Here is an 11420-nt window from a genome sequence, read left to right as displayed (position 1 = left end):
GGGCGAATGCCGCTCCAACCACGAGGTGCTCCGCGGGATCAGCCGGCGCGTCAAGGCCGTGCATCCCGGATTCGAAATGTCGCCGCGCGAGCTGATCGACACCACGCTCAAGAAAAGTGGCCATGGCGGCATCGAGGCGCTGGAGGCCGATCTATGGCGCGATATCCAGCCGGATTTTCGCACCTCGCATTATCTCGACGGCTTCGCGCATGCCGACGGCAAGTTTCACTTCAAGGCCGACTGGGCCCATGTGCCGCTCGGCAATGCCGGCATGATGGGGGCGTGGGACCAGATGCCGTCGCTGCCGGATCACTGGACCGCGATCGAGGAAGCGGATGAGGCCCATCCGTTCCGCTTGGCCACCAGCCCGTCGCGCAGTTTCCTCAATACCAGCTTCAACGAAACGCCGTCGTCGCAGGCGCGCGAGGGCGCGCCGAGCGTGATGATCCATCCGGACGATGCCGCGCCGCTCGGGGTCGCCGATGGCGACGCGGTCACGCTCGGCAATATGCGTGGCGAGACCACGCTGACCGCGAAGCTGTTCGAGGGCGTGCGTCGCGGCGTGCTGATCGCCGAATCCGTGCACCCGAACAAGGCCCATATCGGCGGCCGCGGCATCAACATGCTCACCGGAGCCGAGGCGGTAGCCCCGGTCGGCGGCGCGGCGTTCCACGACAACAAGGTCTGGGTGAAAAAGGCCTCCGCCGCGATTCCGATCCCTTGAATTGGGTGTCTCCGTTGGAAATTTTCTGCCTGTCGGCAGATTGCTTTTGTGCGCATAACGGACTCAAGTCGGATATCGCACCAGGTCCGAAAAGTGCCCCAGAACAGACACGCAGCAAAATAAGCCGCGATCATATTCAATAAAGTTCCGCCGCTTGAAACGCGCAACAAAAAACCCCGGAGCATGCCGGGGCTTCTTGGTTTCGGTGTTTTGAAATTTTCAGTACTTCGCAACTACAGGCGTAGCCCAGTCGAAACGATAGTTGACCTTGAATCGAACCTCATTGGTCGTCAGGTTGAGGTGGGTGCTCGCGGGAACCGGCGCAAACACACCGCCCGCTGTCCCAATCGCCGCTACCGAGCCGAGCCCGAAATCCGAAGCGCCGTAGCTGGTGAAGCGGTACTCACCACCGATATCCCAATTTTTGTCCACCGCGTAAGTCAGACCGGTGCCGATTGTTCCGCCGACCAAGGTGTTGGTTTGCGAACCAGACGACGCTGGGAACGCGATTCTTCCAGCGGTGACCGCGATAAAGTTTGCGCTGGCTTGCGTGTTGGCGAAAGCCACGCCGGCCGTGACGTACCACAGCAATCTATCAAAGGTTAATCCGAGGTTGCCTCGGATCGAAGATTGGAAATTGGTCTTTGCCGATAATGAATCTCCCGCGATAAAGACTCCGCTTGTTGCTGGCGACAACTGCGCGGCGGTCAAGGTTTGGGTTGTTTTCAAATCGACCCAGTTGAAATCTGCTTCAACTCCCGCGACCCATTGGCTCCCTGGTTGTTGCCAGCGGTAACCGATCTGGCCTCCACCCGTGAACGAATTGTTGTTTGATGCGAGGGGAACTGTCCCGGGTAGGACCGTGACACCAAAAGCGGTGGTTCCGCCAACAGCAAACGGATCGTTGTAATGGCCCCACTCTCCGCCGACGTTTCCGCCGATATAAAACCCGGTCCAGTTGAAGATCGGTACGACGGGAGGCAGCGCCTTCACAGGCAGGTCAGCCGCGGAAGCCGCGCCAATGCCAAGCAACGCGCTGAAAGCAACAGCGGCGGAAAAAAACAATTTTGAATTTTGCATGATGGCCCCCCGAGAAAAATTACTGAAAGAAATCTGAGGATCAGCTGACGCTAAATTACCGCATGGGCGATATAACCGTCGTGCCCCATTCTCGCGTTTACAACCGAATTTGGCGGAGTGTTGCACGAAGGCCGCATGGTTTGCTTTCTGGATGTTCAGAGTTTCGGCACTGCAACAGGGCCGAAATTCGGAATGGGTCAGGAGAGCTAACGTATTGAGCCTTTCGGGCCATGTCCGTTTTATCCCCGTTGGCCACCCAACTGTGGAGATCGCCTAGCAGCGAGCGCAGACGGCAAACCGAGAAATCAGCGGGCTGGCATCACGAGCGAATTGATGTCGCTGTTGATGCGCCCCGTCTGTTGGGTGAAGCCCATCCCGAGCGACAGGCTGAGATTCGGCGCGGGCTGGAATTCGACGCCCGCGTGCACGCTATAGACGGGCAGTGAGCTGGACGTGCTATCGAAGGAGGCAAAGGGTCCACCGATGCCGGTATTATATTTCAAGGTGTCGAACCCGGCATAGACCTTGAGGGGTAATCCATTCGTGGTTTGGAAGTTGTAGCCGACCTGCGCGCCCTCGTAATAAAGCGACGGGCTGCCGAACGCGCCATTCTGGCTGAGGCCGTTCATGCTCAAACCCACGCCTCCGCCTTCGCGGCCGACAAACCAGCCGTTCGAAAAATTGTAGCGCATGGAGGAAAAGCCGCCGCCCCGCGCATCACTGCCGTCAAAGTCCGGAAAGTTGCCGTAGGTGTTCGAACCTTGGCCGACCGCCAGATTGCCACCAAAGCCGAGGGGCCAGCCTGGAATCCAATAGGACACCGGCGCGGCCTGGGCATGGGCCGCTCGCCCGCCCAGACAGAGCGCCGCCAATACCAGTGCAAGACCTAATCTGCCTGCGAAAATGAACATCCGCGCTACCGCCAGGCGTTTTGGAAATACAAGTGTCCTGAAAATATACCCTCCAGATGTCAGGAACGCCAGTTGCGAAACGTCGTAAGCGAGCCCGGGTTCATGCCATACCCGGACGTCGAGGCCGCGCTTATTCGATCACCTCGTCGGCGCGGGCGAGCGGCGTCGCCGCCACCGTCCCGTTGATCCAGATCAAGGCGTCATCCCGACCTGTTGGCTCATCAAGCATCGATCCGGAGGAGGTGCGATTGACAGCCAGTGAATCGACGGGTGAAGCCGCAAAAATCGAAGTGACACCGTATGAACTGATCGGCGGCCAGGCGACGGTAAGGCGGCTGGCCGACCGCTTCTACGATATTCTGGACACCGATCCCGGCGCCGCCCGCATCCGTGCCATGCACGGTCAGGACCTGGCTCCGATCCGCCAGCTTTTGTTCGAGTTCCTGAGCGGCTGGCTCGGTGGGCCACCGCTTTATTTCCAACGGCCCCAGCACCGCTGCATCATGTCGGCGCATCGTCCCTTTGCAATAGGCGATGTCGAGCGTGACCAATGGATGATGTGCATGCGCCACGCGATGGACGAATGCGCGCTGCCGGCCGACATGCAGGCCGTCCTGGACCAGGCCTTTTTGCGCATGGCCAACCTCTTCCGCAACGGCTGAACCAAGTGCCGCGTCGCTTGCCCGATCCGATCTCTTCGCCCGGGCCCGCTTTTTTTCGGAAAACCGGTTCCGGATCATGCTCTAATACCTGCCGGACCAACACAGGCGAGCAGGGCAATGATCGACACCAACAGCGTGGTACTTGAAAAGCGCGGACAGGCATTCTGGATCACCATCAACCGGCCGGACAAGCGCAACGCCATCAATGGCGACGTCATCGCCGGCATCGCGCAAGGCTACCGCGACGCGCATGACGACAAGGACGTGCGCGTGATCGTCCTGACCGGCGCGGGCGACAAGGCGTTTTGCGCCGGCGCCGACCTGCAGCATACCGGCGCCGCCTTCGCGGCCGATTTTAGCAAGCCCAGTGTTCCCTATGCAGATTTGTTGCGGCTGTCGCAGAACGCCACCAAGCCCGCGATCGCGCGGGTGGCCGGCGTCTGCATGGCCGGCGGCATGGGCCTGTTGTGCATGACCGATATGGCTGTCGCCGCCGACCACGTGATCTTCGGATTGCCGGAGGTCAAGGTCGGCGTGTTTCCGATGCAGGTGCTGAGCCTGCTGCAGTCGATCGCGCCGCCGCGCCTGGTCAATGAATGGGCGATCACCGGCGAGCCGTTCGACGCCAGCACCGCGCTAGCCGCCGGCCTGCTGAACTACGTGGTGCCGTCGAGCGAGCTCGACGCCAAACTCGACTGGCTGATCGGCCGCATCATCGACAAGTCGCCGACCGCGATCCGGCGCGGCAAATACGCCATGCGCGCGATCGCCTCGATGTCGTTCGACCAAAGCATCGCTTATACCGAAAGCCAGATCGCGTTACTGGCGATGACGGAAGACGCCAAGGAAGGCCTCAAGGCCTTCGGCGAAAAGCGCAAGCCGGCGTGGACGGGGAAGTGATTGGCCGGGGAAGTGACAAGAAGCCGTCGTCCCTGCGAAAGCAGGGACCCATAGCCACAGGCGTCAGCGGTAAGGCAAGGTCGTCGAACAGCCAGTCTCACAACAAGCGACACGGCGTATGGGTCCCCGCTTTCGCGGGGACGACAACGTCACCCCGCATTCGCCTTCAATCCGGCGGCCTCGATGCCGGCGATCGCGCAGATCTCGTCATTGTCTGATGTGTCGCCGCTGACGCCGACCGCGCCGAGCAGCACAGAGCCCTGCTGGATCAGCACGCCGCCCGGCACTGGCACCATGCGGCCCTGCGCCAGGGTATTCACCGAGCTGATGAAATAGGCCTGCTCCTGCGCGCGCTGGAACAGCGCTCGGGAACCCATGCCCATCGCCAGCGCGCCATAGGCCTTGCCATGGGCGATCTCGCCGCGCATCAGGCTGGTGCCGTCCTGCGCCGCGCTGGCTTTGACGCAGCCGCGGGTGTCAAGAACGGTGATGACGAGAGGTTTCAGTTTCTTCTCGACCGCTTTGGCGAGCGCGGCATCGAGAATCTTGCGGGCGACGTCGAGGGTAAGTTCAGCCATGAATGGTTTCCTTTGCATGGGGTGAGGGATGAGGGTTGGAGCGCGCGCTGTCGAGGCTCATTGCCAGCACGCGGGCGACGTGAAGGGCGGAGCGGCTGGTGCCATCCTTGATTTGATGCCGGCACGAAGTGCCGTCGGCGACCACGAGTGCGGCCGCGTCCGCGCGCCGCACCGCCGGCAGCAGCGATAGCTCGGCCATCTCGATCGAGGTCTGGTAGGTATCGGCGCCATAGCCGAACGCGCCGGCCATGCCGCAACAGCTGGACTCGATGGTTTCGACATCCAAATCGGGAATAAGCCGCAGCACCTGCTCGACCGATGTGAACGCGCCGAATGATTTCTGATGGCAGTGACCATGCACCAGGGCCTTGTTGGCGATAGGGCCGAGCGGCAGACGCAGGCGGCCGGAAGCGGCCTCGCGGACCAGAAATTCCTCGAACAACAGCGCCTGCGCGCTGATGGCTTTCGCTGACGCGTCCGAGCGCAGCGACAATAGCTCGTCGCGCAGCGTCAACAGACAGCTCGGCTCGAGGCCAACAATGGGTACCCCGCGCGAGGCGAACGGCGCGTAGGTCTCAACCAGCCGGTCGAGCTCGATGCGGGCGTGATCGACCAGGCCCGCCGAGAGAAATGTCCGCCCGCAGCACAGCGGCCGGCCGTTGTCGGCGGCCCTTGGCAAATGGACGCGGTAACCGCCTTCGACCAGCACGCGCAGCGCGGCGTCGAGATTTTCACGCTCATAGGCGCGATTGAACGTGTCGGCAAACAGCACCACTTCGCTGCCATCGGCCGGGCCGAACACTTCGCTCTCGGACTTGAAGATATCGCGCCGCCACGCGGGCAGCGCGCGCCGGGCGCTGATGCCGGCCACGCGTTCCAACAGCGCGCGCAACAGCGGGCTCTTGTTGCGCCAATTGGCGAGCGCGGCGAGGCGTGCAAACAGCGGCGCATAATGCGGCAGAAAGCCGACCAGCCGGTCGCGCAGCGAAAGCCCGTGCTTGGCGTTGCGCGCGGCGAGAACCTCGATCTTCATCTTGGCCATGTCGACGCCAGTGGGGCATTCATGGCGGCAGGCCTTGCAGGACACGCAGAGTTTCATGGTGTCCATCATCGCGTCGGAGGCGAGCGCATCCGGACCCAACTGGCCCGAGATTGCCAACCGTAACGTATTGGCGCGGCCGCGGGTGACGTCCTTCTCGTTGCGGGTGGCGCGATAGGACGGGCACATCACGCCGCCCTCGAGTTTGCGGCAGGCGCCGTTGTTGTTGCACATCTCGACCGCACCCTGAAAACCGCCGCCGGCGCCGGGATAGGCGGACCAGTCGAGCGCGGTTTTCAGCTCAGTGATGCGGTAATCCGGCGGATAGCGAAACAGCGACCGGTCGTCCATTTTGGGCGCATCGACGATCTTGCCGGGATTGAGCACATGGCCCGGATCGAAGCGCTGCTTGACCTCCCTGAAGTCGGCGATGATGCGCGGGCCGAACATGGTCTCGTGAAATTCCGAGCGCACGATGCCGTCGCCATGTTCGCCGGAATGCGATCCCTTGTATTCCCGGACCATCGCAAAAGTTTCCTCGGCGATGGCGCGCATCGCCTTGACGTCCTTCTCGAGCTTGAGATTAAGCACCGGACGCACATGCAGGCAGCCTTCCGAGGCGTGCGCATACATGGTGCCGCGGGTGCCGTGTCTGGCGAAGATGGCGTTGAGCCGCTGGGTGTAATCGGCCAGATGCGGCAACGGCACCGCGCAATCCTCGACGAACGAGACTGGTTTCCCCTCCTGCTTCATCGACATCATGACGTTGAGGCCGGAGGTGCGGAAATCCGAGATCGCGGTCTGGGTCGCGGGCTCGACGACATCGACCACGCCGCCCCATTTGCGCTGCGGATGGTTCCAGCCGAAGCCGAGATCGCTCATCAACTCGGAAAGCTGCCTGAGCTTTTGCAGATTGTCGGGCTGATCTTCTTCCGCGAATTCGACGATCAAGAGCGCGTCGGGGTCGCCGCGCACGGTCGCATCGATCACCGGGGCGAACATCGCGATATCACGTCCCAGCGCGATCATGGTGCGGTCGACCAGTTCCACCGCGATGGGCCTGAGTTTCACCAGATGCTGCGCGGCATCCATCGCCTCGTAGAAACTGCCGAAGTGGCAGATGCCCAGCACCTTGTTGCGGATCACCGGCCACAGCTTCAGCTCGACTTTTGTCGTGAACGCCAGCGTTCCTTCCGAGCCCACCAGCAGATGCGCCAGATTGTTGGCGGCATTGCGCGGCACCAGCGCATCGAGATTGTAGCCGCCGACGCGGCGCTGCACCTTCGGAAACTTGTCGGCGATCTCTTCGGCCTCGCGTGATCCCAGCGCCAGCATGTCGCGAAACAGCGCGAGGCCACTATCGTTTGCATTCAATTGCGAAAAATCACGCGGCACCTCGCCGAAATGCAAAAGGGTGCCGTCGGCGAGTGCGGCGTCCATCGACAGCGTGTTGTCGCGCATGGTGCCGTAGCGAAGCGAGCGGCCGCCGCAGGAATTGTTGCCGGCCATGCCGCCGATGGTGGCGCGCGAGGCGGTCGAGACGTCGACCGGAAACCACAGGCCGTGACGCTTCAGTTGCCGGTTGAGATCGTCGAGCACGATCCCGGGCTCGACCACGCAGGTTCTGTTCTCAACATCAAGCGAGATGAGGCGGTTGAGGTGTTTGGAAAAGTCGACGACGATGCCGTCATTGATGGTCTGGCCGCATTGCGAGGTGCCGCCGCCGCGCGGCGTCACGATGCGCCCGTCGTCGCGGATGATGGCGAGCACCCGCAGCGCCTCGTCGATGCTGCGCGGGACCACCACGCCCGCCGGCATGATCTGGTAGAACGAGGCGTCGGTGGCGTAGCGGCCGCGGCTGAACGGATCGAACAGAACGTCGCCGGTGATCTCGCGCTTGAGCCGGCTTTCAAGCGGCGATGTGCCTTTATCGGACATTCCATCCCCATGACCGGCAAGCATGGCTTGCCCGTATGCTCGCAGAAGTATGGCCGAATGATAAATGCAATTTTTCTGACTCGGTTTCTAATTTGAATGCAAAATTTCGGATCGGGCTTTGCGTCTAGGATGTCCCGCCCAGATATCAGGCAGGCTCCGAAACCGCCCTGTCGCCGGTCTTGAGGTGCTCGACGGCGGCGGTCCGCTTGTTGCGCAGATGCGCGAACAGGATGTCGCTGAGTTCGCTGCCGGCGCGGCGCCGCAGCGCGTCCAGGATGGTCTCGTGTTCGCGCATCGCTTCCCCCCAGCGCTCGCGCTGGCGGGCGAAATTGGCGGAGTAGCGAATCCGCCTGATCCTTCCTGCGAAGTTCGCGTAGGCGCTTTGCAGCGTCGCATTGCGCGAGGCTTCGACGATTTTCTGGTGGATCAGCTGGTTGACGCGGAAATAATTGTGCATGTCGCGGTGCAGGTAGAACCCGTACATCTCGTAATGCAGCCGCTCGATCTCGGCGATCTCCGCATCGGTGATGTTTTCGCAGGCCAGCCGCCCGGCGAGGCCTTCGAGCCCGCCCATGACGTCGAACAGTTCGACGAGGTCGCGCTCGCTCAATGGCCGCACCCGCGCGCCGCGGTTCGGCAGCAGCTCGACCAGTCCTTCGGACGCCAATACCTTGAGCGCCTCGCGCAACGGCGTGCGCGAGATCGCGAGCATCTCGCACAGCTGGCGTTCGGGCACGCGGCCGCCGTCGGGAATGTTGCCCTCGACGATATGGTCGCGCAGCCGGGTCAGGATCTCGTCATGCAAGGACAGGTCTTCCCGGGCGGAATCCGCCCCGGTTCCCAAAGGTTTCGAACTGGCGTCGCTGGGGATCATCGGTTTCATGGCCGGAACATATGTCGGGAAGAGGGGGCCGTCGACCAAAAAATTGTAAACAATTTATAAGTTGCCGTCGTGTAAATCGAATGCAATATGGCCAAGCGCCAGACCGGAGGACGAATCCATGACCCACCAGGGACGCCATTTCCTGCAAATTCCCGGCCCGAGCCCGGTGCCGGATCGCGTGCTCCGCGCCATGGATATGCCTGTGATCGACCACCGCAGCGCGCAATTCGCCGAACTGGGCAAGGCGGTGTTCGAAGGCTGCCAGAAGATCTTCCAGACCTCGGGTCCGGTCATCATCTTTCCTTCGTCGGGAACCGGGGCCTGGGAAGCGGCGATCGTCAATACGCTGTCGCCGGGCGACAAGGTCCTGATGGTCGAGACCGGCCATTTCGCCACGCTGTGGCGGCAGATGGCGGCCCGCTGGGGCATCGATGTGGAATTCATCGCCGGTGATTGGCGTCACGGCGCCGATCCCGCCGCGATCGAGGCCAGGCTGGCGCAGGACACGGCGCATGCCATCAAGGCGGTGATGGTGGTGCATAACGAAACCTCCACCGGCTGCACCAGCCGGATCGGCGACATCCGCGCCGCGATCGACAAAGTCGGCCATCCCGCGCTGTTCCTGGTCGATACGATCTCCTCGCTGGGATCGGTCGATTACCGTCACGATGAGTGGAAGGTCGACGTGACCGTCCGCTGCTCGCATAAGGGATTCATGCTGCCGCCGGGGCTCGGCTTCATCGCGATCTCGCAGAATGCCCGCGATGCTGCCAAAACCAACCGGATGCCGCGGTCCTATTGGGACTGGGAAGAGATGCTCAAGCCCAATGCCAACGGCTTCTTTCCCTATACGCCCGCGACCAATCTGCTCTACGGCCTGCGCGAAGCCGTCGCGATGTTGCTCGAGGAAGGTCTCGATGCGGTGTTCGCCCGTCACCAGCGCCTCGCGGCGGCGACCCGCGCGGCGGTCGCGCATTGGGGCCTCGAAGTGCTGTGTCTCGAACCGTCGGAATATTCTCCGGTGCTGACCGCGGTGCTGATGCCGCCGGGGCACGACGCCGACAAGTTCCGCCAGACCGTGCTCGAGACCTACAACATGTCGCTCGGCTCCGGCCTCAGCAAAGTCGCGGCCAAGGTGTTTCGCATCGGCCATCTCGGCGAGTGCAATGAACTGACCTTGATGGGCGCCCTGTCCGGCGTGGAAATGGGTCTGTCGGCCGCCGGGGTGCCGCACCGGGCCGGTGGCGTCGACGCCGCGATGAAATCGTTGGAACAGCCCACCAAGTCGAATGCGCCAGGGCATTTGAAAGTGGTCATCTGAAAGTGGTCAATCCTTAATTAAGGCTGAGACGAAAGTCGAAAGTCGATCGGTGCGATTTGTGCAGACGGATCGGCGCCGTCATAATAGCCATAAAAGCGAGTTCGGGAGGTAGACGATGCGGCTTCGGTTCAAGCCCACCCATGTGGTGCTGGCGATGCTCTGCATCATGTACTTCATCACCTATGTCGACCGGGTCAACATCGGCACGGCGGCCAGCGAAATTCAGAAAGAGCTTCATCTCTCCAATACCCAGCTTGGGCTGGTGTTCTCGGCCTTCGCCTATCCCTATCTGTTGTTCCAGGTGATCGGCGGCTGGGTCGGCGACCGCTTCGGGCCACGCAAGACCCTGTTCTGGTGCGGCCTGATCTGGGCGGCCGCGACCATCATGACCGGCTTCGTCACCAGCCTGCTGACGCTGTTCATCGCCCGCGTCGCGCTCGGCTTCGGCGAAGGCGCGACCTTCCCGACCGCGACGCGCGCCATGCAGTACTGGACGCCCGCCCACAGGCGCGGCTTTTCCCAAGGCCTCACCCACGCCTTCGCGCGGCTCGGCAATGCCGCCACGCCGCCTTTGATCGCGGTCCTGATGGCGTGGCTGACCTGGCGCGGCTCGTTCGTCCTGCTCGGACTGGTCAGTCTGATCTGGGGCGTGGTCTGGATGCTGTATTTCCGCAACGAGCCCAAGGATCACCCTGACATCACCGCGGAAGAACTGGCGTCGCTGCCGCCGCGCCCCGTCAATATGCGGCCGCAGGTTCCCTGGGGACCGCTGATCAGGCGGATATGGCCGGTCACGCTGACCTACTTCTGCTACGGCTGGACGCTGTGGCTGTACCTGAACTGGCTGCCGCTGTTCTTCAAGAACAACTACAGCCTCGATATCGGGAAATCGGCGCTGTTCGCGTCGGGCGTTTTCTTCGCTGGCGTGATCGGCGACAGCCTCGGTGGCATTCTGTCGGATCGCATTTTCAAGAAGACCGGCAACGTCCGCTTCGCGCGGATCAGCGTCACCGTGACCGGTTTTGCCGGGGCCTTACTGTCGCTGCTGCCGATCCTGTTCATTCACGACATCACGGTGGTGGCACTCTGCCTGTCCGGCGGATTTTTCTTTGCCGAGATCATCATCGGCCCGATCTGGTCGGTGCCGATGGACATTGCCCCGAAATATTCCGGCACGGCGGCGGGCCTGATGAATACCGGCTCGGCCTTCGCGGCGATCGTCTCGCCTTTGGTGGCCGGTTACGTGATTGACGTCACCGGCAACTGGTATCTGCCGTTCCTGATGTCGATGGGATTGCTGCTGCTGGGCGGCTTCGCGGCGTTCCTGATGCATCCGGAAATCCCGTTCGAGGAGGATGGGACCATGCCCTCGGCCGGACATCCG

At 62.2% G+C, this 11420-nt stretch carries 10 protein-coding genes; 5 read left to right on the top strand and 5 right to left on the bottom strand.

The features are described 5' to 3' along the window. Positions 1 to 724 (top strand): molybdopterin dinucleotide binding domain-containing protein (locus tag ABR948_RS22690; RefSeq protein WP_428122329.1); only part of this gene is annotated, 724 nt, incomplete at its 5' end. Between the two features lie 219 nt (positions 725 to 943). On the opposite strand, the gene ABR948_RS22685 is transcribed toward ABR948_RS22690, so the two are convergent. Continuing rightward, entirely contained in the window at positions 944 to 1804 is an 861-nt protein-coding gene (locus tag ABR948_RS22685; RefSeq protein WP_428122327.1) for an outer membrane protein, read from the bottom strand. Between the two features lie 305 nt (positions 1805 to 2109). Beyond that, positions 2110 to 2715 (bottom strand): hypothetical protein, encoded by a 606-nt coding sequence (locus tag ABR948_RS22680; RefSeq protein ID WP_428122325.1) that lies wholly within the window; start codon positions 2713 to 2715, stop codon positions 2110 to 2112. A gap of 248 nt (positions 2716 to 2963) precedes the next feature. Between ABR948_RS22680 and ABR948_RS22675 the strand changes: the two genes are divergently transcribed. After that, positions 2964 to 3377 carry a group II truncated hemoglobin gene (locus ABR948_RS22675; protein ID WP_428122323.1) on the top strand — a complete coding sequence of 138 codons (414 nt, stop codon included), beginning with the start codon at positions 2964 to 2966 and terminating at the stop codon, positions 3375 to 3377. A 117-nt stretch (positions 3378 to 3494) separates the two neighbouring features. Next, entirely contained in the window at positions 3495 to 4277 is a 783-nt protein-coding gene (locus ABR948_RS22670; RefSeq protein WP_428122321.1) for an enoyl-CoA hydratase/isomerase family protein, read from the top strand. A 149-nt stretch (positions 4278 to 4426) separates the two neighbouring features. On the opposite strand, the gene ABR948_RS22665 is transcribed toward ABR948_RS22670, so the two are convergent. The 3 genes from ABR948_RS22665 to ABR948_RS22655 all read right to left on the bottom strand — a co-directional run bounded on the left by ABR948_RS22665 (position 4427) and on the right by ABR948_RS22655 (position 8715). Further along, positions 4427 to 4855, bottom strand: coding sequence for a GlcG/HbpS family heme-binding protein (locus ABR948_RS22665; protein WP_428122318.1), 429 nt, complete (start codon positions 4853 to 4855; stop codon positions 4427 to 4429). After that, positions 4848 to 7832, bottom strand: a complete 2985-nt coding sequence (locus tag ABR948_RS22660) for an FAD-binding and (Fe-S)-binding domain-containing protein (protein WP_428122316.1) — start codon at positions 7830 to 7832, stop codon at positions 4848 to 4850. The genes ABR948_RS22665 and ABR948_RS22660 overlap by 8 nt, the downstream gene beginning before the upstream one ends. A gap of 145 nt (positions 7833 to 7977) precedes the next feature. Next, a complete protein-coding gene (locus ABR948_RS22655) occupies positions 7978 to 8715 on the bottom strand; it encodes a GntR family transcriptional regulator (RefSeq protein ID WP_428122313.1) in 738 nt (245 codons plus the stop codon). Positions 8716 to 8833: 118 nt separating this feature from the next. On the opposite strand from ABR948_RS22655, the gene ABR948_RS22650 reads away from it, so the two are divergent. Continuing rightward, the gene (locus ABR948_RS22650) at positions 8834 to 10036 is read left to right on the top strand and encodes a pyridoxal-phosphate-dependent aminotransferase family protein (RefSeq protein WP_428122311.1); all 1203 of its coding nucleotides are present in this window, start codon (positions 8834 to 8836) and stop codon (positions 10034 to 10036) included. A 115-nt stretch (positions 10037 to 10151) separates the two neighbouring features. Next, on the top strand, positions 10152 to 11420 hold a 1269-nt coding region (locus ABR948_RS22645; RefSeq protein ID WP_428122309.1), incomplete at its 3' end, for an MFS transporter.

It is taken from the genome of Bradyrhizobium sp. (assembly GCF_050014615.1).
GTDB lineage: Bacteria > Pseudomonadota > Alphaproteobacteria > Rhizobiales > Xanthobacteraceae > Bradyrhizobium.
This window is presented reverse-complemented; position numbering and strand designations above follow the sequence as displayed.